At 64.2% G+C, this 23,473-nt stretch carries 32 protein-coding genes and 1 tRNA gene; 19 read left to right on the top strand and 14 right to left on the bottom strand.

The annotated features are described in order from the left end of the window. Positions 1-27: 27 nt before the first annotated feature. From J2X57_RS03335 to J2X57_RS03325, 3 genes are all read left to right on the top strand, one after another. A tRNA-Leu gene (locus J2X57_RS03335) sits at positions 28-112 on the top strand. A 211-nt stretch (positions 113-323) separates the two neighbouring features. Continuing rightward, positions 324-2,378 carry an EAL domain-containing protein gene (locus J2X57_RS03330; RefSeq protein WP_309863736.1) on the top strand — a complete coding sequence of 685 codons (2,055 nt, stop codon included), beginning with the start codon at positions 324-326 and terminating at the stop codon, positions 2,376-2,378. Between the two features lie 60 nt (positions 2,379-2,438). Then, complete coding sequence (locus J2X57_RS03325; RefSeq protein ID WP_309863733.1) at positions 2,439-2,885, top strand: hypothetical protein; 447 nt, start codon at positions 2,439-2,441, stop codon at positions 2,883-2,885. Positions 2,886-2,917: 32 nt separating this feature from the next. On the opposite strand, the gene J2X57_RS03320 is transcribed toward J2X57_RS03325, so the two are convergent. From J2X57_RS03320 to J2X57_RS03305, 4 genes are all read right to left on the bottom strand, one after another. Beyond that, positions 2,918-3,898 (bottom strand): NAD(P)H-quinone oxidoreductase, encoded by a 981-nt coding sequence (locus tag J2X57_RS03320; protein WP_309863730.1) that lies wholly within the window; start codon positions 3,896-3,898, stop codon positions 2,918-2,920. Positions 3,899-3,903: 5 nt separating this feature from the next. Next, positions 3,904-4,506 (bottom strand): HAD family phosphatase, encoded by a 603-nt coding sequence (locus J2X57_RS03315; protein ID WP_309863728.1) that lies wholly within the window; start codon positions 4,504-4,506, stop codon positions 3,904-3,906. An 8-nt stretch (positions 4,507-4,514) separates the two neighbouring features. Then, the gene (locus tag J2X57_RS03310) at positions 4,515-4,868 is read right to left on the bottom strand and encodes a UBP-type zinc finger domain-containing protein (RefSeq protein WP_036113901.1); all 354 of its coding nucleotides are present in this window, start codon (positions 4,866-4,868) and stop codon (positions 4,515-4,517) included. Positions 4,869-4,968: 100 nt separating this feature from the next. After that, positions 4,969-5,244, bottom strand: a complete 276-nt coding sequence (locus tag J2X57_RS03305) for a hypothetical protein (RefSeq protein WP_156108750.1) — start codon at positions 5,242-5,244, stop codon at positions 4,969-4,971. A gap of 233 nt (positions 5,245-5,477) precedes the next feature. Here J2X57_RS03305 and J2X57_RS03300 point away from each other — a divergent pair, with 233 nt between their 5' ends. The 3 genes from J2X57_RS03300 (at position 5,478) to J2X57_RS03290 (ending at position 6,913) form a co-directional block, all read left to right on the top strand. Next, complete coding sequence (locus tag J2X57_RS03300) at positions 5,478-5,837, top strand: DUF1304 domain-containing protein (protein WP_079521462.1); 360 nt, start codon at positions 5,478-5,480, stop codon at positions 5,835-5,837. A 92-nt stretch (positions 5,838-5,929) separates the two neighbouring features. Then, the gene (locus J2X57_RS03295) at positions 5,930-6,430 is read left to right on the top strand and encodes a tetratricopeptide repeat protein (RefSeq protein WP_309863720.1); all 501 of its coding nucleotides are present in this window, start codon (positions 5,930-5,932) and stop codon (positions 6,428-6,430) included. 99 nt (positions 6,431-6,529) lie between these two features. Then, positions 6,530-6,913, top strand: a complete 384-nt coding sequence (locus J2X57_RS03290) for a response regulator (RefSeq protein ID WP_051943727.1) — start codon at positions 6,530-6,532, stop codon at positions 6,911-6,913. A gap of 19 nt (positions 6,914-6,932) precedes the next feature. Here the strand turns inward: J2X57_RS03290 and J2X57_RS03285 are convergent, their stop codons facing one another. Beyond that, on the bottom strand, positions 6,933-7,631 hold the full coding sequence (locus J2X57_RS03285) for an HAD family phosphatase (RefSeq protein WP_308847257.1): 699 nt from the start codon (positions 7,629-7,631) through the stop codon (positions 6,933-6,935). A 172-nt stretch (positions 7,632-7,803) separates the two neighbouring features. Here J2X57_RS03285 and J2X57_RS03280 point away from each other — a divergent pair, with 172 nt between their 5' ends. Next, positions 7,804-8,841, top strand: coding sequence for a DUF4105 domain-containing protein (locus J2X57_RS03280; RefSeq protein ID WP_309863715.1), 1,038 nt, complete (start codon positions 7,804-7,806; stop codon positions 8,839-8,841). Here J2X57_RS03280 and J2X57_RS03275 read toward each other — a convergent pair. Further along, positions 8,808-9,827 carry a TraB/GumN family protein gene (locus J2X57_RS03275; RefSeq protein ID WP_309863712.1) on the bottom strand — a complete coding sequence of 340 codons (1,020 nt, stop codon included), beginning with the start codon at positions 9,825-9,827 and terminating at the stop codon, positions 8,808-8,810. The genes J2X57_RS03280 and J2X57_RS03275 overlap by 34 nt on opposite strands. Before the next feature lie 60 nt (positions 9,828-9,887). Here J2X57_RS03275 and J2X57_RS03270 point away from each other — a divergent pair, with 60 nt between their 5' ends. From J2X57_RS03270 to J2X57_RS03255, 4 genes are all read left to right on the top strand, one after another. Further along, positions 9,888-10,658 carry an NAD(P)-binding domain-containing protein gene (locus J2X57_RS03270; protein ID WP_309864376.1) on the top strand — a complete coding sequence of 257 codons (771 nt, stop codon included), beginning with the start codon at positions 9,888-9,890 and terminating at the stop codon, positions 10,656-10,658. Positions 10,659-10,788: 130 nt separating this feature from the next. Then, a complete protein-coding gene (locus J2X57_RS03265) occupies positions 10,789-11,058 on the top strand; it encodes a hypothetical protein (protein WP_309863709.1) in 270 nt (89 codons plus the stop codon). Positions 11,059-11,124: 66 nt separating this feature from the next. Further along, on the top strand, positions 11,125-11,361 hold the full coding sequence (locus J2X57_RS03260) for a hypothetical protein (RefSeq protein ID WP_036113884.1): 237 nt from the start codon (positions 11,125-11,127) through the stop codon (positions 11,359-11,361). Positions 11,362-11,376: 15 nt separating this feature from the next. Further along, a complete protein-coding gene (locus J2X57_RS03255) occupies positions 11,377-11,619 on the top strand; it encodes a DUF3820 family protein (protein WP_036113881.1) in 243 nt (80 codons plus the stop codon). A gap of 17 nt (positions 11,620-11,636) precedes the next feature. Here J2X57_RS03255 and J2X57_RS03250 read toward each other — a convergent pair whose 3' ends face one another. Further along, entirely contained in the window at positions 11,637-12,335 is a 699-nt protein-coding gene (locus J2X57_RS03250) for a Crp/Fnr family transcriptional regulator (RefSeq protein WP_309863703.1), read from the bottom strand. A 188-nt stretch (positions 12,336-12,523) separates the two neighbouring features. Here J2X57_RS03250 and J2X57_RS03245 point away from each other — a divergent pair, with 188 nt between their 5' ends. Then, a complete protein-coding gene (locus J2X57_RS03245; protein WP_043693505.1) occupies positions 12,524-12,706 on the top strand; it encodes a hypothetical protein in 183 nt (60 codons plus the stop codon). Between the two features lie 124 nt (positions 12,707-12,830). On the opposite strand, the gene J2X57_RS03240 is transcribed toward J2X57_RS03245, so the two are convergent. Beyond that, positions 12,831-14,195 carry an amidohydrolase family protein gene (locus J2X57_RS03240; RefSeq protein ID WP_036113874.1) on the bottom strand — a complete coding sequence of 455 codons (1,365 nt, stop codon included), beginning with the start codon at positions 14,193-14,195 and terminating at the stop codon, positions 12,831-12,833. 149 nt (positions 14,196-14,344) lie between these two features. On the opposite strand from J2X57_RS03240, the gene J2X57_RS03235 reads away from it, so the two are divergent. After that, the gene (locus J2X57_RS03235) at positions 14,345-14,470 is read left to right on the top strand and encodes a hypothetical protein (RefSeq protein ID WP_255349736.1); all 126 of its coding nucleotides are present in this window, start codon (positions 14,345-14,347) and stop codon (positions 14,468-14,470) included. Positions 14,471-15,010: 540 nt separating this feature from the next. Here J2X57_RS03235 and J2X57_RS03230 read toward each other — a convergent pair. Further along, entirely contained in the window at positions 15,011-15,196 is a 186-nt protein-coding gene (locus J2X57_RS03230) for a CsbD family protein (protein WP_036113872.1), read from the bottom strand. 103 nt (positions 15,197-15,299) lie between these two features. Beyond that, on the bottom strand, positions 15,300-15,905 hold the full coding sequence (locus J2X57_RS03225; protein WP_036113869.1) for an NAD(P)H-dependent oxidoreductase: 606 nt from the start codon (positions 15,903-15,905) through the stop codon (positions 15,300-15,302). 371 nt (positions 15,906-16,276) lie between these two features. Here J2X57_RS03225 and J2X57_RS03220 point away from each other — a divergent pair, with 371 nt between their 5' ends. After that, positions 16,277-16,840, top strand: a complete 564-nt coding sequence (locus tag J2X57_RS03220) for a hypothetical protein (protein ID WP_309863694.1) — start codon at positions 16,277-16,279, stop codon at positions 16,838-16,840. A gap of 66 nt (positions 16,841-16,906) precedes the next feature. Here the strand turns inward: J2X57_RS03220 and J2X57_RS03215 are convergent, their stop codons facing one another. Together J2X57_RS03215 and J2X57_RS03210 are read right to left on the bottom strand one after the other, a co-directional pair. Further along, positions 16,907-17,068, bottom strand: coding sequence for a hypothetical protein (locus J2X57_RS03215; RefSeq protein ID WP_156108748.1), 162 nt, complete (start codon positions 17,066-17,068; stop codon positions 16,907-16,909). A gap of 360 nt (positions 17,069-17,428) precedes the next feature. After that, on the bottom strand, positions 17,429-18,325 hold the full coding sequence (locus tag J2X57_RS03210; RefSeq protein WP_043693510.1) for a LysR family transcriptional regulator: 897 nt from the start codon (positions 18,323-18,325) through the stop codon (positions 17,429-17,431). Between the two features lie 130 nt (positions 18,326-18,455). Between J2X57_RS03210 and J2X57_RS03205 the strand changes: the two genes are divergently transcribed. From J2X57_RS03205 to J2X57_RS03195, 3 genes are all read left to right on the top strand, one after another. Next, positions 18,456-19,568 carry an S-(hydroxymethyl)glutathione dehydrogenase/class III alcohol dehydrogenase gene (locus J2X57_RS03205; protein WP_036113864.1) on the top strand — a complete coding sequence of 371 codons (1,113 nt, stop codon included), beginning with the start codon at positions 18,456-18,458 and terminating at the stop codon, positions 19,566-19,568. Positions 19,569-19,577: 9 nt separating this feature from the next. Beyond that, positions 19,578-19,994: a ketosteroid isomerase-related protein gene (locus J2X57_RS03200; protein WP_036113861.1), complete on the top strand. Its 417-nt coding sequence runs from the start codon at positions 19,578-19,580 to the stop codon at positions 19,992-19,994. Positions 19,995-20,056: 62 nt separating this feature from the next. Then, the gene (locus J2X57_RS03195) at positions 20,057-21,043 is read left to right on the top strand and encodes an MBL fold metallo-hydrolase (protein WP_309863683.1); all 987 of its coding nucleotides are present in this window, start codon (positions 20,057-20,059) and stop codon (positions 21,041-21,043) included. Between the two features lie 33 nt (positions 21,044-21,076). On the opposite strand, the gene J2X57_RS03190 is transcribed toward J2X57_RS03195, so the two are convergent. Continuing rightward, entirely contained in the window at positions 21,077-21,661 is a 585-nt protein-coding gene (locus J2X57_RS03190; RefSeq protein ID WP_309863681.1) for an ABATE domain-containing protein, read from the bottom strand. A gap of 137 nt (positions 21,662-21,798) precedes the next feature. On the opposite strand from J2X57_RS03190, the gene J2X57_RS03185 reads away from it, so the two are divergent. Together J2X57_RS03185 and J2X57_RS03180 are read left to right on the top strand one after the other, a co-directional pair. Then, positions 21,799-22,755 carry an alpha/beta hydrolase gene (locus tag J2X57_RS03185; RefSeq protein WP_043693519.1) on the top strand — a complete coding sequence of 319 codons (957 nt, stop codon included), beginning with the start codon at positions 21,799-21,801 and terminating at the stop codon, positions 22,753-22,755. An 80-nt stretch (positions 22,756-22,835) separates the two neighbouring features. Beyond that, positions 22,836-23,060, top strand: a complete 225-nt coding sequence (locus J2X57_RS03180) for an RNA-binding S4 domain-containing protein (RefSeq protein ID WP_036113850.1) — start codon at positions 22,836-22,838, stop codon at positions 23,058-23,060. 69 nt (positions 23,061-23,129) lie between these two features. Here J2X57_RS03180 and J2X57_RS03175 read toward each other — a convergent pair whose 3' ends face one another. Further along, entirely contained in the window at positions 23,130-23,420 is a 291-nt protein-coding gene (locus tag J2X57_RS03175) for a hypothetical protein (RefSeq protein WP_309863675.1), read from the bottom strand. Between the last annotated feature and the right edge of the window lie 53 nt (positions 23,421-23,473).

The following is a 23,473-nucleotide window of genomic DNA, read 5'->3' as shown; positions in this document are numbered from 1 at the left end:
ACACACGCAACACGCTGTAAAAGTTATGCCCAGGTGGCGGAATTGGTAGACGCACTACCTTGAGGTGGTAGCGGCTTAGGCTGTGGGGGTTCGAGTCCCCCCTTGGGCACCAACGCAAGATCCGGAGTACCTCAACCGGATCGCAATCAAACCCGCGGAAGCGGGTTTTTTTGTGTCTGCGATTCGATCCCGATCAGCGGCGGCAGCAGTTCTGAGCAGATGCAGAGTTTCCGCATCATCCCCCGCTCAAGAATTCGGTAAATTTGCCGACACATCCTCGACGGCCGTATTCGATGGCCATAGCAGGCCTGGCAGATTCCCTCATGCTCGCAAGCAGTTACAGCGGCATCCTCGTTTTCTTCTCGCTCATCGTCGCGGTCCTGGCGTCCTACACAGCGCTCAACATGGCCGGCCGGGTGGCGAGCACGCGCGGGCGTGCTTCCGTGCTGTGGCTTGTCGGCGGCTCCGTGGCCATGGGCTTCGGCATCTGGTCCATGCATTTCATAGGCATGCTGGCATTCCGTCTGCCGATCGCCATCGGTTACGACCTGGGTCTGACGACGCTGTCGCTGGCGATCGCGGTGAGCTCGTCGGCGTTCGCGCTATGGCTGGTCTGTCTCGAAGAACTACCGGGGCGCCGCCTGTGTGGTGGTGCGCTGCTCCTCGGTGCCGGCATCGCCGCGATGCATTACACCGGCATGGCCGCCATGAAGATGGAGCCGGGGGTGATCTATGAGCCCTGGCTGTTCGCCGCGTCGATCGCCATCGCGGTGCTCGCTTCGGGTGCGGCGCTCTGGATCGCTTTCCGACTTCGTCGCGACGCCGAGCGTGTCGTGCTTCCGCGCGTAGGTGCATCGCTGGTGATGGGTTGCGCGATCGTCGGGATGCACTACACCGGCATGGCCGCCTCTCAGTTCCCGCTGGGCAGCTGGTGTGGTGCGGCCAACTCCGGTCTGGATGCGAAATGGCTTGCGGTCGTCGTGATCCTGATCAGCCTGATGGTCTTCGCCATCGCCCTGATCATCGCGATGCTCGACGTGCGCGCCGATGCGTTGGTCACCTCGCTCGACCGGGCGAACAGCGAGCTCGTGCAGCTGGCGCTCCATGACAACCTGACAAGGCTGCCCAACCGTGTCCTGCTTGGCGATCGCATGGAGCAGGCGATTCACACGGCAGCGCGCGAGAAGCGGCAACTGGCGGTGTTGTTCATCGATCTCGATGGTTTCAAAGCGGTCAATGACGTGTTCGGACATCACGTCGGCGATCTTCTGCTCAAGGCGGTGTCGCGCCGTATCCTCGCGATCAAGCGCGAGCATGACACGGTGGCTCGCCTGGGTGGCGACGAATTCGTCGTGGTGCTGGACATCGGGACGCCCGAAGATGCCGCCGTGCTCGCGCAAACGGTGGTCGACCAGCTGGGTGCGGTGTACAGCATCGACGACAACACCGTGCACGTCGCGGCGAGCATCGGTATCGCGATCGATCCCGAGAATGGCCGGACCACGCACGAGCTCATGGTCAACGCCGATGCGGCGATGTACCACGCGAAGGAACAGGGCCGCAACGGTTACTGCTTCTTCGAGAGCGCGATGAACGCCAACGTTCACCAGCAACTGCAGCTCCAGCAGGATCTGCGCCGGGCGGTGGATCGGGGTGAGTTCCTGCTGCACTACCAGCCCAAGCTCGTCTCGCCGAATGGCCCGATGGTCGGCGTCGAAGCATTGCTGCGCTGGCAGAAGCCGGATGTGGGGCTCGTGCCACCCGATGAGTTCCTCTCGGTCGCCGAGCGCACGGGGCTGATCGTGCCGATCGGCAACTGGGTGATCGACGAGGCTTGCCGGCAGATGCGCGCCTGGCAGGATGAGGGGCACGACGACTGGACGGTCGCGGTCAATCTGTCGACCGTGCAGCTGACCCATGTCGGTCTGGTCGACGTGCTCAGGGAGGCCCTCGAACGTCACGGTATCGAGCCGCGCCATCTCGTGCTCGAGGTCACCGAGTCGACCGCGATGCGCGATGCGGAGGCTAGCCTCGCGATTCTCAATCAGCTGGCCGCGCTGGGCGTAGGCATATCCATCGACGACTTCGGCACCGGCTATTCGAGCCTGCTTTACCTCAAGCAGCTGCCGGCCGATGAGCTGAAGATCGACCGTGGCTTCATTACCGAACTGACCCAGGGCAATGACGACGAGGCGATCGTTTCGGCGATCATCGCGCTGGGCAAGACGCTGGGTCTGAAAATCGTGGCCGAGGGCGTGGAGACGGTCGAGCAACAGGAACTGCTGACGCGACTGGGTTGCAACGCGCTGCAGGGCTACCTGCTGGGTGTGCCCGTCGCGGCCGATCAGTTGTCGCGGGCTAACCGGGCGGTGGCGTAAAGTCGCCACGCCGCCCGCTGTGCATTAGGATGCCGTTTCACGACATGCGGGGAACGACCGATGGCCCAGACCGACGACCAGATTGAAAACCTCTTCAGGTTCACCGCCCGGTTCGCGCAGGAGATGCTGTCCGAAAGTGGTGATTTCTATCCGTTCGGTGCCACGATATCGGCGGATGGAAAGATCGCCGCGGTGAGTGGCGATGTCGGTGGCGAAGAAAATCCGCAACCGCGCGATGTTTATGAATCGATTTCGGCGCAGCTGGTGCGTATCGGGGCCGCGGGCGGCGTCGAAGGTGTCGCTCTGGTTGCCCAGGTCGACATTCCTGAAAACCTTGACGCTCAGGTGGAGACGGGCATCCGCGTGCATATCGAGGGCGACGGTTTCGCCCGCTTCATCTACATCCCTTACGAGATTCGCTCCGCGGGCGAAACGGCCGTGCATCTGCACGAACTGCTTGCCGTCGAGGTGCAGCCGCAGTTCTTCAAGGCTAAGAGCGCAGATTGACCGCTTCGGACAGCCAGGTGAGGTAACCCGGGTCACATCGTCAGAATGATTTTGCCCGTGCTCTGGCCCGATTCCATGTGCCGGTGCGCCTCGGCGGCCTGGCTGAGCGGGTATTCGCTGTCGACCACCGGGCTGAGCGTGCCGTCGGCGAAGCGGTGCAGCCAGCGCTCGCGGAAGCGTCGGGTCATGGCCTGCTTCACCGCGGCGGGGCGCGATTTCATGACGGTGCCGATGATTTGCAGGTGCCGGTACAACAACTGGTCGAGGGGCAACGTCGTTCCGTTGCTGCCACCGAGCAGGCCAACCTGCACGAGCCGGCCGCCGTGACTGAGTGAGGCAAGGTTGCGCTCGAAATACGGCGCGCCGATGAAGTCGACGATGACATCGACCCCTCGCTTGTCCGTTTCCCGTGCGACCACCTCGGCGAAATCGTCGCTGCGGTAGTCGATGGCGATCCCGGCGCCAAAACCACGTACGCGGTCGAGCTTGCCGCCGCTCGCGGTGGCGAACACCCTGGCACCCGCCGCACGGGCGAGCTGGATGGCGGCCGAGCCAACGCCGCTGGCGCCGGCATGGATGAGGATGCTGTCCATCGATTCGACGCGGCCGAGATGGAAGGCCGCCTCGTGCGCGGTGACGAAGGCTTCGGGGATGGCGGCGGCTTCCACGTAGCCGAGGCGGTCGGGAATGGTCATCGCCATGCGATGGTCGATGCGCGCGACCTCCGCGTAAGCCCCGCCGCCGACGATTCCCATGACGCGGTCGCCGACCGCATGGCCGTGCACGTTGCGGCCGGTCGCGATGATCTCGCCGGCGATCTCCAGGCCCATGATCTCGGAGTCGCCGTAGCTTTCGCCCTTGTAGCCGCCATTGCGCTGGATGATGTCCGCACGATTGACGCCCGCGGCGTGTACACGCACCAGCAGGTCGTCGTCGCGAGCCACGGGCTGATCGACGTCGGTGAGGTGCAGGACGTCCGCGTCGCCGAACTGATCGAAGGTGATGGCTTTCATGAAGGTTACCTGGTTAGGAATCGCTGGATCTCATCGCGGAGCAGGGCTTCCGACCGGAAGTGGTGCCCGTGCATGCCGACCCGCTTCGCGCCTTCGACGTGACCGGCGGTGTCGTCGATGAATAACGTATCGGCAGGTCGCCAGCCGAGATGCCGCGCGGCCGACTCGAAAACGGCGGGGTCCGGCTTGGCCGCGCCGAACTGGCCGGCCACAAGCGCGCGAGCGCCGAACCATGCGGCCAGTGCCGGAGCAATGGTGGGCAGTTGCCCGGCGAGTATCTCACCGTTGTTCGTCAGAATCGCTGCGTCGGCGCGAGGCGGGAGTGAAGAAGCCAGCGCGATGGCCCAGGGACGTACCCGGGTCGCTTCCCTGCGTGCTGCTGTCCACTGAGCGCAGGAGACCGAGGTGTCGAGCGCCGCACCGAGGCGACGAAGGTATTCATCGGCATCGATGCGCCCGGCATCCGAGTCGTCCTCGATGCCCGAATCGTAAATGGCCGCGTGTACGGAGTCAGGTGAGCGGTCGAGCGCCGCCGCCAGGTGGGCGACGCGGATGCCGGGTTCGTAATCGACGAGCACGCCGTCCATGTCGAAAAGCACGTGTTTCATGGATCGGATCAGCCCTCGCTCAAAACACGCTGCCAGTTGCGCGGCACCTTGCCCGCCGGCCCCGGCGTCGGCTGGTCCGACGGATGGCTATGAGGCGGCGCGAGCGACGGCCCGTCGACTTCCGAGTCCGTGCGGTAGTCGTAGAACCAGTCTTCGCCGGGCTCGAAGCTCTGGATGATCGGATGTCCGGTGGCGTGCGCGTGTTTCGAGGCGTGCTTGTGCAGTGAATCGTCGCAGCAGCCGATGTGTCCGCACTGCGCGCAGCGACGAAGGTGGAACCACCAGGTGTCGTTGGCGATGCATTCAGCGCATCCGGCGCCGCTGGGTTTTGCCGTGGGGTCGATGCCGTCGGTGGGACTCATGGATAGATACTCCGTGCAGGTCCGTCCGATACTAACCGAGGTGGAAGGGCGCGGCGGAGGACGCGCGTGCCGTCATTTGTCGCTGGCCGCCGGGCCGGACTCAGAGGATGCGGCCGGCCCGGTTCAGTGCGACGACCTGCATGTGATCGACCGAGGCGGTCAGCAAACGCAGAGCGCGGCGTAGGGCGACGCTGTCAGGGCAGCCGTGTTGCAGGAGTGCTTCGATCCGCTCGGCCGCGTCGGCCACGGAGAGGTGTTCGTGGCGAAGGGCATGCCGGGCGACATGGCTGGCCCTGAACTGCGCCTCGTCGTAATCACGATGCAGTAATGCCTGAAGCAGCCCGAGAGCTTCCAGGGAGATCTCCTGCGCTGCCATGACGTTCCGCATGACGCTAATGAAACCGTCATGCCAGCCTTCATGCAATCTGACTTCCGGCCTATCGGATGCGCGGGATTCCACGACGTTTCGGGCTTTTTTACCTTGCAGTAGTTTTTCGGTAGACGCCGTCCGGTGCGGCGACGATCCTTGCGGGGCAACGAAACCATCCGGTGCGGAATGGAGGTCTTTGCGGCTATCCTTGCCGCCCTCCGCATCGGGAAGGATCGTCCATGCACCTCGTCGCCATCGTACTCACCGTCCTGGTGATCCTGATACATATCTACATCGTCATCCTGGAGATGGTGCTGTGGCGATCGCGCGGTCCGCGCGTTTTCGGGATCACCCCGCAGTTTGCTGACCAGAGCGCGACCCTGGCGTCCAATCAGGGGCTTTATAACGGGTTCCTGGTGGCCGCGCTGCTGCTTGGCGTGCTCCTGCCCGAACCGTTCGCATCGGCGTTCGTGTTTTACGGTCTGGGCTGCGTCGTGGTCGCGGGCCTCTGGGGCGGCTTTACCGCCAGCCGCCGCATTCTGTACGTGCAGGCCTTGCCCGCCGCGCTCGCCCTGGCGGCACAGTGGCTCGCCCGTTGATTTGACGCGGTCGCGTCATAGGCGACAAGCTGTCCGGCACGGTGATGTGACAGGAGCAGGCGATGGTGATTTCGACGATGCGGGTTCCCCTCATGGCGGGCCTGCTCGCGCTGGCGGGTTGCGCCGCGCACGGAACCCTCCCCGAACCGCCCCGCATGCCGGATGTGCAGCAGCGGGAGCTCGAGGCCGACCGAGCGTATGCGCAGGGCGACATCCAGCATGCGGCCGATCTGTACGAGGCGATCGTGCAGGTGCTGCCTGATGATGCCGATGCCTGGTTCCGACTGGGAAATGCGCGTTTTCGGCTGCAACGGCCCGATGACGCCGTCGCCGCCTACGGGAGGGCGATCCAGATCAAGCCGGATCACGCGCGTGCGCTGTACAACATGGGCGTCGTCCGGCTGAAGCAGGCGCAGGCCGCGATGATCGCCAGCGCGCAGGCGGGAAGGCCGGGTGACCCGTTGCGCCGCGATAGCGGCCACATCGCGCAGCGGCTGGCCAGGGTGGGCGATGACCTCGGCTCACAGGGCAAGGGCGACGGCGGCGCGCCACCGTTTATCGTCGAATCGTCCGACGCGACGGCGTCCCCGTAGCGGCGCGCGGCACGAAGCCGGTCGAACGATGTATGGCCGGCTGAGTCAAAGCGGAGTAGCGTCGGACCGCGAGTTTTTTCGCTTGAGCTCGAGGGGACCATGAGTCGTACTCACGTCACAGGGCGGGCGCTTGTCTTCGAAGATCACCCCGGTCTGGCGGCTGCCCTCGCCGACCTGCTCGAGGAGCGGCTGGGCTACGCGGTCGCCGCATCGGCATCGTGCATCGAAGAGGCCATCCGGCTCGCCCATGTCGAACACTGCGATGTGGCGGTGGTCGACCTCGACCTGCAAGGCGTGATGGCGTATCCCGCGCTCGACGAGCTGAAGCGCCGCGGTATTCCCTACGTGCTCGCCACCGGTACCCTGCCGGTGGATATCCCCGGGAGATACCGCGCACCGCTGGTATCCAAGCCCTATAGCCTCAGGGAACTGGAGGACGCGGTGCATGAAGCCTGCACGGGACGCCACCGTATGGGGGCGTGATCGCGGCGTGCGAGGACGATCAGTGGGCCGGTGCCTCGCTGGGACTCGCGCCACAGACCTCGCGCAGCCAAAGATTGACGTCGTCGAGACCGGTGACCACGGTCGCGCACAGCCGCCGCAGCTCGGCCGAGGGCTGCTGCAGGTCGGGCACCATGATGGTTGGCATGCCCGCGGCGACCGCGGAACGTACGCCGGCCTGGGAGTCCTCCAGCGCGAGGCAGACGCCGGCGGCCTTGTTGAGGATGCGGGCCGCACGGAGGTAGGGATCGGGGAAGGGTTTGCACCGCTCGCAGTCGCCGGCCGCGACGAGCGCGTCGAAGCGGTCACGCAGGCCGAACGCTTCGAGGTGATGAATCGCGGTCCGGTGCGGGGACGATGTAGCGATGGCGCGGGGCAGGCTGAGCTCATCGAGTGTATCGAGCAGCGCGGTGACACCGGGTTTCAGACGCAGGTCGGTGTCGAGCAGGGCGTGGTAGCGCCGTGAGCTACTGTGCCAGACGGTATCGAGGTCGAGTTCGTCGCCGACGTGCTCGCGCAACAGCATGCGCGCCGCATGGCCGTGCAGTCCGACCATGCGCTGGCACAGTGACAGGGGAAGATGGATGCCTGCCTCCTCGGCCGCTGCGAGAAGGGCATCGCGGTAGAGCGCCTCGGTATCGAACAGGACGCCATCCAGATCGAAGACGATCGCCTGCGGTATCGCCGGAAAACGGACCATGCCACCCCCGAAATCGGCCGGACCGGGCGCGACGCCCGGTAACGTCACGAAAATAACGCGGTTTTCGCCGCGATGCCATAGACCGAAGGGGCGAACCGATGCCGGCGCGTTTGCGTTCGCGATCGTGGCGGGCGACGCTTATGCGATCTTTCCTTCGAGCCCATGAGCCTCCATGAGAAAACGCCGGATGTTTGCCCGTGGCCTGGTCGGCGCGTTCGCGGGGCTGCTGCTGTTTCTTTCCGGTGCCTGGGGTGCCATCGCCCTGGTTTACCAGTTGCCGGGGCCGCAGGCCGCAAGGATCGCGGGCGCCTGCGTGTGGAGTGTCCTGTGGCTGGGGCTGGCCGCGGCGCTGTTCGGCTGGCGCGTGTGGTGGGCGCCAGTAGCCATGCTGGTCGCCCTGATCGCTCTGCTGGGATGGTGGAGCACGGTCCGGCCCACTCATGACCGTGTCTGGGCCGACGACGTGAGCCGGTTGCTGTCCGGTGAGGTGAACGGGTCACGGGTCACGTTACACAACGTTCGTGATTTCAGCTGGCGCACCGAGACCGACTACGACCAGCACTGGGAAACCCGCGAGTACGACCTCGATCACCTGACCGATGCCGACGCGATCCTCTCTTACTGGTCCAGCGAAGCCATCGCCCACGCCATGCTGTCGTTCGGGTTCGACGATGGCCGCCACGTGGTGTTCTCGGTCGAGATCCGGCGTGAGCGCGGAGAGGCCTTTTCCGAAATCGGCGGCTTCTTCAAGCAGTTCGAACTGATCCTGCTGGCGGCCGACGAGCGGGACATCGTGCGCGTCCGCACCAATGTGCGTGGCGAGGACGATTACATCTTCCCGCTGCGCATGCCGCGCGAGGCGATGCGTTCGTTATTCGTTTCCTACGTGGAGGCAGCGAATCAGCTGGTCAGGCAGCCCCGGTTCTACAACACCGTGACGTCCAACTGCACGACCATCGTGTACCGGATGGCGCGGCGCATCGACCGTGGTCTGCCGCTCGATCCCCGACTGTTGCTTACCGGCTATCTGCCGGAATATCTGATGGACAACGGTACGCTCGACCGGCGTCTGAGCGTGGGAGAGTGGCGTCGGCTCGGGCGCATCACCGACCGTGCGCGAGCGACGGCGCAGGGGGATGATTTCTCCGCCGCGATCCGGGTTGGCGTACCACCCGCTCAGTCGCCCTCATCGGGTGCGAGCACGCTGTAACCCTTCGCCTTCAGTGCGCTGAGGTAGCCGTTGCTGCCGAGCAGGTCGTCGAGCGGCACGATGGCGATGGTCTGCGTATTGCTCGCCATCGCGGCATCCACGGCGGCGAGCCAGCGTTCGCGCACGTCCCTGGGTACGTCGGTCAGGCCGATCTGCTGCGCGACGCCGCTGTCGGTGGCCGCGTTCATGCAGGTGATCCGCTGCTTCGCCGTGCGGTCGTCCTGCAGCGCGGCGATATCGCCCGTGGCCCAGGCGTTGGCGCGTGCGGTCATGTCGGCCAGCTGGGCGTCGATGTTGTCGATGCTCTGGGCGAAGCAGGAGACATCGTCCAGCGTCGACTTCTTGAACGACTTCACCGCCGCACGGGGGTCGTCGACCAGCAGGGTGTATTCGACCGGCACCTGCTTTACGCCATGTTTGGTCGCCAGGTCCATGACCGTGCGGGTGACGCCCCCTGACCTCGCCAGTCCGCTCTGGCGCACAGCCGACTTGTACAGTTCCAGCACGGCAAAAATGGGCCGGTAACGCTCGACCTTGCGGTCGTCGCCGATGTACTTCGCCTTGACGGTCAGCCACCGCGCGTAGACGTCCGGGGGAACGGATTCCTGCAGCGTCTTGCCGTCGGGCGAATTGCGTACGCCGATCAGGGACGGCAGCAGGGCCAGGCGGCCGAAGAACCCGGTGTTCGGCTTGATCTCGACTTTCGGCGGGAGGATCAGGGCATCGGTATGGCTCAGAGCGTCGTCGATCTCGGCGGTCTGCCAGCTCATGTTCTTTGGCAACGGCGTCAGCGTGCCGAGAATCAGCAACGTGTGCTCCCCTCGCGTCACCTTCCAGAGTCCCGGGCCCGGCTGCACGCCACTGACGGTCACCGCCTCCAGGGTGGGTACGGACGAGGCAGGTGCCGGCAGGGTCGTCTGGGCGAGGGCGGGCGCCATCGCCAGGAGGAGGGAGCCGAGCAGGGCGAGGGTGCGGGTCGGGGTCATGGGCGAGAAGGCTAAAGGGAAGACGATGAACGGACGAGTGTCGGGCGGCACAGCTGGGCAATCACCAGGTGCTCGCCCGCCATTCACGCCGGATCACGAACATGGACGTCTCCCCCGGACTGGAGTTCCTTCGCTATGAAAATCGGCATTATCGGCGCTGGCAATATCGGGCAGGCTCTGACCCGGCGGTTTCGCGAAATCGGTCACGAGGTGCTGATCGCAAATTCGCGCGGCCCGGAAACGCTTTCCGGCCTGGCGAAAGAGACGGGTGCGGTAGCCGTCACGGCCCACGAGGCGGCGCGCGGTGGCGAGGTCGTTATCGTCACGATCCCGGAATCGCGCATTCCCGGCCTCCCCTCGGACCTCTTTGCCGGCGTCTCGCCGGAGACCGTGGTCGTCGACACCGGCAACTACTACCCCCGCGAGCGTGACGGTCGTATCGCACCCATCGAGGAGGGTGTGCCGGAAAGCCAGTGGGTCGCCGATCAGCTCGGCAGGCCCGTGATCAAGGCGTTCAACAATATTTACGCCGAACATCTGCGCACTCACGGCAAGCCCTCCACGGCGGATAAGCGCATCGCCCTTCCGGTGGCTGGGGACGATTCCAACGCCAAGGCCACGATCCTGAAGCTCGTCGACGAGCTGGGTTTCGATGGCGTGGATGCGGGCACGCTCGCGGAGTCCTGGCGGCAGCAGCCGGCCAGTCCGGTTTATGGCACCGACCTCGACCTCGAAGGGGTGCGGCAGGCTCTGCTCGATGCGACGCGCGAGCGGCGTCCCGAATGGCGGGCGACGTCGGAGAGCCCGGGCACCTACGACGCGCCGAAGTGAGTTGCGTCGTGACCGCTATGTGAAGGATTTTCGGGCATTTCTTCCATTGTGGGGACACGTGCGAACGGATAACCTTGCGCATCCATCTCCGCAGCCGACCTTTTTCGCGATACGCGAAGGCGCCTGCGGAATGCACGAGGTTACGCATTTCTTCATGGCCCTGGTGATCTACGACATTCCGTTCAGCCCCGACCTCGCGGGCTTGTGGCACGTCCAGATGAATGGCGTGCCGATGGAAAACTTCGAAACTCGCGTCGCCGCGATAGCGTACGCCGTGCAGCAGTCCAAGCTGCTCGGCGTGCAAGGCGGCCTGCAGGTGCTCGTCTCCGTGGAAGGCGCGGACGGTATCTGGCGGGAATTCGAATCCAACGCCAAGCGGCCCGTCGCCGGTCTGCAATAGCACGGCTGCACGTCACGTTGATCCGCGATGCATACGATGGAGGGAAGAAGGAGGAACATCCCACCCATGACGCATCGAAAGATTGGTTACTTCGACGTGGAAGGCACGTGCTACGTTGCCAAGCCCGGCCGCTGGCGCGGTAAATACGTCATCAGCGAGGACGGCGACGAGATCGCCGAGAAGCTCTGCGTCACCCTCCACGAGAATGAAGAAGACGCGTGCGCGGAGGGCATGACCCTTGGTGTCGCGGCGGCGCGCACGTTGATGAAGGAACGCGAAGGCTTCGATCCCGGCGACGAGTAGGGCTGGAATTTCGGCATGACCGATCCGAACGACGCTTTTCGTCAGGACCTCGCCAAGCTCGCCACCGCGATCATGCCCTTCGGTAAGTTCAAGGGAAGGGCGATCGCCGATCTGCCGGGCAACTATCTCGCGTGGTTTGCCCGGGAGGGCTTTCCTCCCGGCGAACTCGGACGCCTGCTGGCGATCATGCTGGAGCTCGACCATAACGGTCTGCGTCGCCTGCTCGATCCCCTGAGGTCCGGGCCGCCCCGTGCATGACGCGGGCGGATCGATCGCTAGCCGCGCAGAGCGGCCTCGTCGGTGACCTCGATACCATTTGGAAGGATGGCGATGGCACCCTCGGCGCGGAGCTTCCCCAGCATGCGCGTAACGGTGGCCGAGCTCATCCGGAGGTAGGAGCCGATATCGTCGCGGGACATGGGCAGGGGAACGAAAGGGCTGGCCCCTTCGAAACGACGCCGCCGGTCGAGCAGGTCGACCAGGAAAGAGCGAACGCGCGACGCAGCCAGGCCGTCCGCCGCGTGGGCGGCGCTGACGCGTTCACGCCGACGCAGCGAGCGCAGGTGTCGGGTCAGCGCGTCGTTGTGCTCGCAGAGTTCGTCGGTCGCGGCGCGCGGAAAACGGCAGAACCACGTCTTGCCGACGGCCACGACGGACGCGTTGTGTGCGCCGGTTCTGGCGACGTCCAGCGCGAAGAGTTCGCCCGGTAGATGGAACGCGACCACCCGGCCGTCGCCGACCGTCTTGGCCATGCCACTGACGACGGCGAAGGCCGCGCGATGCGGGGCATCGGGCTGCACGAGCCGGTCGCCTTCGGAAAACGGACCGACGCGTTCGACGACGCCACGCATGTCGAGCTCGGGATCGCCGCCACGTGTTGCTTCGCAGACGGCGGCGTAACGACACGACGCATTGCAGTACACCGACGGACGGCGGGCGACGGACTGACTGGCGACGGCCTGGGCCTGGTACACGATGGGACCTCCCGCGCGCCGGAAGCGGCGCGTGAGTGGATTTTAGGCCTATGCCGGGATGTCCTCCGATAAAATCAGTCGCATGCGCCTTTTTGTCGCAGATTTTTTCGGTTCGAGGATTGACGTGGCCCGGTTTTTGCCTTAGTAAGAGCGATGGGGGAATACCAGTAAAGGGGGCCTTCAAGGCCATGGCACGTCGATCCACGCTTTTGCCCGACATCGATACCGACATCGCTTCTTTGCCCGACGGGTTCGTCCCGGGAACGGTGGCACCTTTCGTGATGCGCTACGGCACCGATTTTCTGGTGGCCATGCAGCGCGCGGCGCAGGTGCACGATGCCGAGCGACCTGCGGAACCTGAAACGGCCTGACGCTAAGGCGCCGTCGGCCCCAGCAAATGGGGGCCAGCGAGCGGAGCATGGCTTTGTCTTCGACGAGCAGCACACGCTGGCCGCACCGTGACACTCGACGGGCTCGATGTGGGTGGGTTGGGCATCAGGGCGTGAACGCGTCGACCTTACCGCTGACCTGGCGGCCGCGCTGCCACACCGCGGAAATTTTCGTGGTCGCTTCGATATCGCCCGACGGATCGGCGTCGAGAACGATGAAGTCGGCCCGCTTGCCCCTGGCCAGGACGCCGCGGTCGTCAAGACCCAGCAGTTCGGCGGCACGCTGGGTTGCGATCTGAATCGCCTGCATCGGCGTGAGGCCCGCATCGACCATGAGGGCGAGCTCACGGTGCTCGGCAAAACCGGGAATGCGCAGCGGCATCGCACCGGCATCGGTGCCGAAGCCGATCCTCACACCTGCGTCGTAAAGCGTCTTCAGGTTCTTCAGATTGGTTTGCAGCGCTTCTTCGTTGGTCCTGGTGGAGCCGTCGTTCTGCACGCGATCGCGCCACGCGGTATCGGCGAACTGCCTGGCCAGGGCGGGCTGCACTGCGTGGGTGAAGAAGGGCTGGTCCATCCACGCCGGATGACGGGCATAGATATAAGCGGCCTCGTTGAGATCGAGCGTGGCGATATACCAGGTCCCGTGCTGCTTCATCGCCTGGACGAAGGCGCTGTCCACCGGTCGGTCGCGTACACCGTGAGCGAGTATGTCGACGCCCGCATCCACCAGCTGGCGTGCATCGTCGAGGTAATAGACGTGCGCCGCGACGCGCAGATGTCTGGCGTGCGCCTCATCGATGACCGCGTGCCAGATCTCCGGTTTCATCTTGACGGGCAGGCTGCCGTTGAAGTCGTCCACCCAGATCTTGACGATGTCGGTGCCGCGTTCCGCTGCGGCGTCGACGGCGGCGCGTGCCTCGTCGGGGGTGGAGGGGCGGTCCAGCTGATTCGGGCCGACCTGCATCATCTTTGCTGGCGGCGCACCGTTGGGCACGCCGATCCCGCGATCCGCACCGAAGAGATCGGCGCCGTCCGCTTTACCCGCATGCAGGTCGGCACGCAGCGGGTAGAACACGTCGGGGTTGTTGACCCCGAGCGAGGTGACCGTGGTGACGCCGTAGGCACGCCACTGCTTCAGCTGGCGCAAGGCGTTGTCGCGCGTGTACAGATCCGGCGTACCACTGCGAGTCCCGTCGACCGAGCCGATGTGACCGTGGTCGGAAATCAGTCCCGGTATGATCGTCTTGCCGGTGTAGTCGACGACCGTGGTGTCCTTCGGCATCTTCACCCGGAGACCGGCGCCCAGCATCGTGATCCGGTCGCCGTCGATGACCATCGTGACATCCTCCCGCGCGGGGCCGCCGGTGCCGTCGAGGAGACGCGCGCCCCGGATCACCGTGGCCGCACCGGCGGCAGGGCACGCGGCGACCAGAGCAAGAGCGAGCAGGGTGGGACGGAGCAGATTCATCGTAAATCCTTGAGGCGGGTACCCGTCACGAATAATGCACGACGTGCGAAGACGGTGTCGTTGCGAAAACGGCGGTGGCGACGAAATCACACCCGTTGCACGCGCCCCGATAGACGCTTGCGCCCTGACACAATGCGGAGGGACGTTCGATGGATGAGGAAAAGAGTGTGGTTCCGGAAAAGCAGAAGGGTGGCATCGGCTACATCCTGCTGTGGTTGCTGGGCGTGCCGATCCCCGTGCTGCTGCTGATCTTCCTGGTACGCGGCTGCACCTGATCGACGCCATGCGGTAGCGTGCCCTCAAACGGTGCGCTACCGCTGTCCTACCTCGACCCTGTCCTACGTTTCGACGTTTCCGCAAGACCACATGCTCTCGGCTTCGCCTTGGAAGCCGGCATGTCCCGTTCGATCCTCCCACGTAGCCCCGGCATTGACATGCTGCGCGGCACCAGCATCCTGCTAGTGGTCTCCCATCATCGCGTTCCGCGGAGGTTTCCTCTTGCCGCGCCGTGATGGAGAGTTCGTCCGTCTCTCACGGTCATAGGTTTGATGCCGCTGGAAGTGATGATTTTCGCGGGGGGGGGCATGCGCTGCGCTACAGCCACATGCGGATACTGATCCGCGCGGCGACCGCCCTCATGCTTGCCTCGCCGGAATCGGGCCGTGCACGGTCCGGAAGGGGTCGGCTGCCGGGCGGGCGAGTTACGAGATCTGAAGCGATGGCTACGAGACTGCGTGGTGCGGCCAGGTAGTACCGGCGCTGACGCCGGCTGAAAGGCGCGGGGGATCCTGAGCGGATCCCCCGACGCAAAGCACTCAGTGCTTGCGGCTTTCGTCGCGTACCTGGTCCGCAGCCTTGCCTACTTCTTTCTGGACCTTGCCGGCATTCTTTTCGATGTTGCCCGCGGCTTCTTTCGCGTGATTGCCCGTAACCTTGCCGACGCCTTCCTTCACGGCGCCCTTGATCTCGTGCTTCATGCCTTCGGTGCGATTCTTATCCATGGTGCGTTCCTCTTCAGGCTCTGCGTCATTCGCAGCGTGACCTGTTTACGCCCTCTCCCCATGAGTGACCTGTGAAGCGTGCGTTTCGTCGAATTCACCGTGCTCAGGGTGCAGGATAGTTCGACGCCTTGAGAAGCGTGGCGAGATGCGCGGCGTTGGTCGTCAGCGTTGCGATCGTTTTGGCCACCTTTTCCGGGGTCTTCTTCAGATCGATGTAATTGGTGTCGGACATCGCTTCGCCTACCCAGTAGGCCGAGCTGCCTGCGGGAATCGTGAAGCCGACATCGGCGAGCGCCTGGTAGATCTCCGCGGTCACGTGGTGCGCGCCGTCCTCGTTACCGACGACACCGACCAGACCGACCTTCCCGAACGTGGGATACCGTCCGTCATCACCGATATCGCCGAGGATTGCATCCATGCGTTCGAGCACGCGTTTGCTGACACTCGAAGGCTGACCCATCCAGATCGGTGTGGCGATGACAAGAATATCCGCCGCCATGATGCGCTGGCGCAGCGCCGGCCACTCATCACCCTCGCCCTCATCGTGGCTGACACCGGGTTTGATGTTCAGATCGACGACCCGTACGCTTTCGGTCTCAACGTCGTACTTTTTCAGGCCGTCGAGCAACTGATCCAGCAGCTTCTGACTTGATGATGGCTTGGGCGAGGCACTGAGCGTGCAGTTCAGGCCGAGGGCTTTCAGTGTCATGCGCGTGCTCCGTGGACAGGTCCAGGAACGTTGGGCGGGCGTCCGTGTAACGAGCGTCGTTCCCGCGTGCATGACGTGGGAATGACGATCGGATCACGCGGGGCGGGGCAGTCTCGCTGGACGACGCCGCCGATGGACACGCCACCATGCAAAGCCCTTACATTCCCGAAACCCCTGGTCGCTCGCCAGTGATACCTGAAGAGGCTCCGGTGACTCCTCGACCGGAAATGCCCGGCGGCAACCCCGGCTCGGATCGACCGCAGGAAACGCCGCCCCATCCAGATGACCCCGAGGGCGATGCCCCGCCGCCTGAGGCGCCGGAAGCGTTGGCGATCCGAATTCCCTGAAGCGACTGCCGGAGGAGACACGCCATGCCTGAGAAAAAAACGCTCGCCAGGGCAAAAAAGGACAAGCGCGAAGGTAAGTCCGCGTCGACCCAGGCGGGCGAATTCGTTCACGAGGAAATAGAGCACATTCGCGAGGGCAGGCACGGCGCCCGGTCGGCAAAGCAAGCCATTGCGATCGGGCTGTCCAAGGCGCGGCGCGCTGGTATCAATGCGAAACCCGCCAGGACGGCGAGTAAGGCGACGAAGAAGAAGGCTGCGCAGGACACCAGGGCGTCCGCTAAAAAATCCGCCACAACGAAGGCGCCGGCGAAACGCCCGGCTGCCCGGAAAGCGGCGCCGAAGAAGACTTCAGTCGTGAAAGAGACCTCCGCCGCCCGTTCCCGGGCAAGCAGCAAGGCGCTCAAGCGCGAGGGTAAGTCCGCTGCGTCTGAGCGGGCGCTGTCAGTGCAGGCGAGAAAAAGTGCGTCGAAGCGGACGGCCACAAGCCGCTCGACCGCCGCGAAGAAAGCCGCTCGCACCAAAGGTGCTACGGGAAGGAAAACCGCCGCGAAGAAAGCAGCGAAGACACGGGCGCGTAAGACGCCCTGACGCAAGAAGGCCCGCCACGTGGCAGGCCTTCTGCTTATGCTCGACCGGCCAGGTGGCGCAGGCGCCTTAGACCGAGTCGCCGCTCAGACGGCTGGCGACTTCGCCGAGCCAGTCGTAGCCGTCCATCTCACCGCCGAAGAGGTCGAGACCGGTGCTGCTGTCGCCGGCCTGGAAGCCCGTCGAGTATTCGAAAGTGGTGATGCCGTAATCGTTGCGAAGTTCGTTCATAGTCGTTTCTCCCAGTCGTCAGTGACCGGATATCGAAAGCGTGGGCACCTGCGCCGCCGGTCTTTGGCGCGGTGTGGACCCGCTGATATCGCTGGTCCGTTTCGTTTGGTGAACAATCGGTTCGTTAGTCTTTCGTCATCGCCATATCGGCTTAATTTCTGAACTAACGAGTTTAGTACACGCCCTTTCTATGGGCGCCCTGGGACATTACAAGGGGTCTCAGGCATCGAATCGTTGGACAGCGCTTGTAAGGAAAAGGTTCAAACGATTTTCCGGCCGAGCCGACCGAAGACCTCTTTCGAACCCTTACCTGCGGCTTTCGTTCGCCGTTTCAGCCGTATCCGTTAACCCTAGTTTAACTCAAACGGGTGTTTGACGCCACGGGGGTGTTGCCAGCCGTTCAACAAGGAAGTCGGCGAGCTGGCGCACCTTGGGCGACAGGTGGCGGCTCTGGGGATAAACCAGCCAGACGGAGCCATGGTCATAGCGCCAGCTGTCGAGCACGGACACCAGTGAGCCGTCCGTCAGGGCTTGCTCGACGTAGAAGTCGGGCAGCTGCGCGATCCCAAGTCCGCGACGGACGGCGTCGAGCAGGGCCTGCCCGGAACTGGCGCGATATCGGCCACGCACAGGCCGCTGTCGGGGCTGTCCGTGCTCGGCGAAGATCCAGTGGCTTGCCGACCCGAGCAGCAAGGTATGACTCGTCAGATCATCAGGGGTTGCCGGTGCGGGATGGCTGGCGAGATACGCGGGCGAGGCGACCACGAAGAGCCGACGCTCGCCAAGACGGCGCGCCACCAGGTTCGAGTCGGGCAGCAACCCGGTGCGTACCGTCAGGTCGTAACCTTCCTCGATCAGGTCGACCGTCCGGTTTGAGAAATCCATGTCCACGCCCAGCTGAGGGTGTGCGGCAAGAAATTCATTGACCAGCGGGGCAACGTAACGCTCGCCGTAGGTGGTCGCCAGGCTGATCCGGAGGTTGCCGCGCAAACCGTCCTGAAAGTCCACAATCGCCTGGTCGGCGGCATCGAACCCTTCGAGGAGGTGTCTGGCGTGCTCATAGTAAAGACGGCCGGCGTCGGTGAGGCGGAGTTTGCGGGTGGTCCGGTGCAGCAACTGGGTGCCAAGCCGCTGCTCCAGCGCGCTGACCGCCCGGCTGATGAAAGCCGTCGAGAGGTCGAGGCTGCGGGCGGCAGCCGAGAAGCTGCCCAGCCGCACGACCTCGACAAAGGCGTCCATCCCATCCCATGCGCGCATCGATCTTTGCTCTCAGGTAAAAATGCTTCACGTGCCGGATGGCTAATCGATCGGGCGCGGCATGACTAAAATCCCCGATTCGCCGGCGCTGGCGCCGGGTCCATCGTCATTGTAAGAGGAAGATCCGACCATGAAGTCTCGTGCCGCCGTTGCCTGGGAAGCAGGAAAGCCGCTGTCCATCGAAGAAATCGACGTCCAGGGCCCGAAGGCGGGCGAGGTACTGGTCCGCATCGTCGCCACGGGCGTGTGCCATACGGATGCCTACACGTTGTCAGGCGACGACCCGGAAGGCGCCTTCCCGGTGATTCTCGGGCACGAAGGTGGCGGCATCGTGGAAGAGGTCGGCGAGGGCGTTACCTCGCTGAAGCCCGGCGATCACGTGATTCCGCTGTACACGCCGGAATGTGGCGAGTGCAAGTTCTGTCTGTCGGGCAAGACCAACCTCTGCCAAAAGATTCGCGTGACGCAGGGCAAAGGGCTGATGCCGGACGGCACCTCACGTTTCTCGCTGGGTGGTAAGCAGCTGCTGCACTACATGGGCACCAGTACCTTCAGCGAATACACGGTCCTGCCAGAAATCTCGCTGGCGAAGATCAACAAGGATGCGCCGCTGGACAAGGTCTGCCTGCTCGGCTGCGGCATCACCACCGGCATCGGCGCGGTGCTGAACACCGCCAGGGTGGAGCCGGGTTCGACCGTCGCGGTCTTCGGCATGGGCGGCATCGGTCTCTCGGTGGTGCAGGGCGCGGTCATGGCGAAGGCCAGCCGGATCGTCGTGGTCGATACGAACCCCTCCAAGTTCGAGATGGCGAAGATGCTGGGCGCGACCGACTGCATCAATCCGCGCGACTACCCGGATACGCCGATCCAGCAGGTGATCGTGGACCTGACCGACGGTGGCGTGGACTATTCGTTCGAATGCATCGGCAGCGTCGATGTCATGCGCGCCGCGCTCGAGTGCTGCCATAAGGGCTGGGGCGAGTCGATCATCATCGGCGTCGCCGGTGCCGGTCAGGAGATCCGCACCCGGCCTTTCCAGCTGGTGACGGGCCGTGTGTGGCGTGGTTCCGCGTTCGGCGGCGTGAAGGGGCGTAGTCAGTTGCCCGGGTATGTAGACCGTTACATGGGTGGCGAGATCAAGATCGATCCGATGATCACGTATACGATGGGGCTGGAAGACATCAACCGTGCCTTCGACCTCATGCATGAGGGCAAGGCCATCCGCTCCGTCATTCTTTTCTGAAAAAAGCCGATGAACGAAACTCTCGACCTGATCCGCCGCTATTACGACGCCTTCAATCGTGCCGACTGGACCGCGATGCTCGATCTGCTCGACGAGCATGTGGCACACGATATCAATCAGGGCGGCCGCGAATCCGGCCGCGCCCGCTTCGCGGCTTTCCTGGAGCGCATGAACGTGAGCTACAGCGAGCAGCTGAAGAACATCGTCGTGATGGCGAACGCGGAGGGTACGCGTGCGGCCGCCGAGTACATCGTCCACGGTGAGTACAAGGCGACCGACGAAGGGTTGCCCTTTGCTCAGGGCCAGTCTTACGTTCTGCCGGGTGGTGCCTTCTTCGATGTCGCGAACGGCCGGATCACCCGCGTGAGCAACTACTACAACCTCGAGGACTGGCTCGCCCAGGTCCGGCGCGTCGAGGTGGACTAGGCCTTGAACGAGGCGAAACGGGCCGCAGGTCTTTCTGCGACCCGTTTCCGAGCACGCCACGCATGGCATGGACCAATCCGTTTCACGATCCCTCGAAGCCTCATCACACCGCGGAGGGATTCCGTAACCTCGAACCGGAAACGCGTCCACCGGATGGCCTCAGGCGTTGGCGAAGGGAACGCAAGGAGCAAGGCCTGCCCAAGCCGCCCGAGGGCGGTTACGAGTCGTTCTCACGCCGCTGGTGGCAGGGTGCGGATGTGTCAGGTGACGCCGATGCGGCCTGGTGGCTGGGTCATGCCACGGTCCTCGTGCGCAAGGCGGGGCTTACGGTCCTGACCGATCCGGTGCTCAGCCGCCGCGCGTCGCCGCTGTCGTTTCTCGGGCCAGCGCGTCGCACCGTGGCCCCGGTGGATGTCGCATCGCTGCCGGCGATCGATGTGGTGGCGATCTCTCACAATCACTACGACCATCTCGACAAGGCGACCGTGCACGCGCTCTCGCGGCGCTTTCCCGATGCCGTCTTCCTGGTGCCGCTCGGCCTCAAGCGCTGGTTCGATCGTCAGCGTATCGGCAACGTACGGGAACTGGACTGGTGGGCGACCACCGACGTGCGTGGCGCAACGTTTACCTTCGTCCCCGCGCGGCACTGGAGCGCGAGAACCTTGTGGGATCGCAACCGCTCACTATGGGGTGGCTGGGTGATGGCTCATGAGGGCTTTCGTTTCTGGTTCGCCGGCGACACGGGCTACTCGGACAAGCTGGCCGAGATCGGCCGTCGCGCCGGGCCGATCGATCTGGCGGCCATTCCCATCGGAGCCTACGCACCGCGCTGGTTCATGCGTGGCCAGCACGTGGATCCGGCCCAGGCCGTGCAGTTGCATCGCGAGATCGGGGTGCGGCGCTCCATCGCCATTCACTGGGGCGTTTTCGAACTGGCGGACGATCCGCTGGACGAGCCGCCGCGATTGCTCGGCGAGGCGCTGACGCAGTCGGGCCTGTCCGCGGACGACTTCATGCTGCTGCCGATCGGCGGACGCACGTCGCTCTGAGTTTTCGCTCTGAGCTCCGTCGCGAGACGGGGCTCAGCCGCGTTTGCGGGCGCGGAAAGCGGCGACTTTCATCCGATTGCCGCACATTGCCTGACTGCACCAGCGGCGGTGGTGTGACTTCGTGCGGTCGTGAAACCACAGCGTGCAATCGTCGCTCTCGCACTGGCGGACCAGGTTGAAATCGGCCTTCACCAGGAGGGACGCGATCGCCTCGGCAACGGGCAACAGGGCGGCCACGGGGCCGTCCGCGCGCTGGCGATCGATAAGCGCGGGCGCTTCGCCGGTCGACCAGTCGAGCTGACGATAGGCACTGCTCTGCGCGAGAACCGCGTTCAGCGGCTCGGCATTGCCATGCTCTCCGCGTTTGCGCAGAGCGACCAGATCGCGGGCGTTGTCACGAAGGCCGCGGGCGGACGCCAGCAGCGTATCCGGCTCTTCCCCTGTAAGGGGCGCTGTCGGCAATCCGGCGGCGGAGAGCCAGTCGTACAAACCCTGCACGGTTTGAAAATGGTCGTGCCGCGCTTCTCCGACGCCATAGCTGCTGTTGATGAAATCCAGTGCCAGGTCGTCGCCGACGAAGTGAGGCGCGGGCGAGTTGTGGTCGGTCGGGGTCTTCATGAATGAGTCCGCGTAGCGTGGTGTGCAGTGTAACTTGCAAAGTATCTATTGACAAGTTACTCATAGCTGAGTAACCTTCAAAAACGCAACTAACAAGTTACATCCTTGCCTCACGACCGCCTGCCCGGAGAATTCTCATGCACTTCAGAACCCTGCTAGCCAGCAGCATCCTGTCCGTCGCCGCCGTCGGCGGGGCGACCGCGGCGCCGTCACCGTCGACGGTCGACACCACCGTTCACTACCGTTTCGCCGAGGCGGACGGCGTCAGGGTGTTCTACCGCGAAGCCGGCGACCCGAGGGCTCCCACGGTCCTGCTGCTGCACGGCTTTCCCACCTCGTCATTCATGTACCGGAATCTGATCCCGCTCCTCGCCGATAGGTACCATGTGGTCGCGCCCGATCTGCCGGGCTTCGGGCTGACCGAGGTGCCCGACGGTGCGCGGTACACGTATACGTTCGATCGTCTCGCCACTACTGTGAATGCCTTCACCCAGGCACTGGGCCTGAAGCGCTATGCCATCGAGGTTTTCGACTACGGCGCACCGGTCGGCTGGCGCCTCGCGGCCGCTCATCCCGAGCGAATCACGGCGATCGTTACGCAGAACGGCAATGCCTACGAGGAGGGCCTTAGCACCGGCTGGAATCCGATCCAGACCTACTGGAAGGAGCCGACGGACGCTCACCGACAGGCCTTGCGCGAGTTCCTTACGCTGGATGCCATCAAGTGGCAGTACACCCATGGCGTCGCCGATCCGACGCTGGTCGCGCCGGAAACCTATGCGCTGGATTTCTCGCAGGTATCCCGCAGGGGCAATGCGGATATCCAGCTCGACCTGTTTCTGGACTACAGGAACAATGTGGCGAAGTATCCGTCGTTCCAGGCCTATTTCCGGAAATACCAGCCGCCTCTGCTCGCTGTGTGGGGAAAGAACGATCCCTTCTTCCTGCCGCCGGGTGCGGAGGCGTTCAAGCGCGATCTGCCCCGGGCCGAGGTCAGGTTCTACGACACGGGCCACTTCGCGCTGGAGACACATGGCGCGGAGATCGGTGCGGAGATCCGCCGTTTCCTCGACAGGGTCGTGCCGCGGGATTGACCTGGGAGATCGGGCGATTGCGTTTCCGGGTGGCCGGGAGTGTTCTAATGGCGCACCGATACTGAAGCGAAGCCACCGTCATGCCGTTCCATGAATTCCGCCTCGAAGGCGACTATGTCGAACTCAACCTGCTACTCAAGCTCACCGGCATCGTCGCCAGCGGTGGCGAGGGCAAGCATCGGGTCGCCGACGGTCTGGTTGCCGTGGACGGGGTGACGGAGATGCGCAAGACCTACAAGGTGCGTGCCGGGCAGGTGGTGACGATCGGCAGTGACGAGATCAGCGTCCTGCCCGAAATCGACTGACGTTTTTGTCGCATGCATGAAAAAACCCGGGGCCGTGAGGCCCCGGGTTTTTGCGTTCCAGCAAGCGAATTACATGCCCGAGCTGGACGACTTTGCCGGCTCGGCGCCGGTCGTGGTGGCGGCCTTTTTGTGCTTCTTGTGGGTCGACTTCATCGCGCCGCTGGAATCGGCAGCCTTGGAGTCGCCGCTCATCGAGCTGTTGCTGTCCATTTTCATGGAATCGTTGCTCGTATGCGTCTGCGACCCGGCGGTGGAGGCCGGCGTGGGCGCGGGCTTCGAAGCGGCGTCCTGAGCCATGGCGGTACCGCCGAAAGCCATACAGCCAGCCAGCATCGCGACGATCAGTTTCGTGTTGCGCATGACGAAATCTCCTGGAACTTATGGCGCCTTGGGGAAACATTGCGACGCGCGGC

It is taken from the genome of Luteibacter sp. 1214, assembly GCF_031455395.1.
GTDB classification, from domain to species: Bacteria; Pseudomonadota; Gammaproteobacteria; order Xanthomonadales; family Rhodanobacteraceae; genus Luteibacter; species Luteibacter mycovicinus.
The sequence above is the reverse complement of the archived record's forward strand: the minus strand, read 5'-3'. Positions and strand labels throughout refer to the sequence as shown.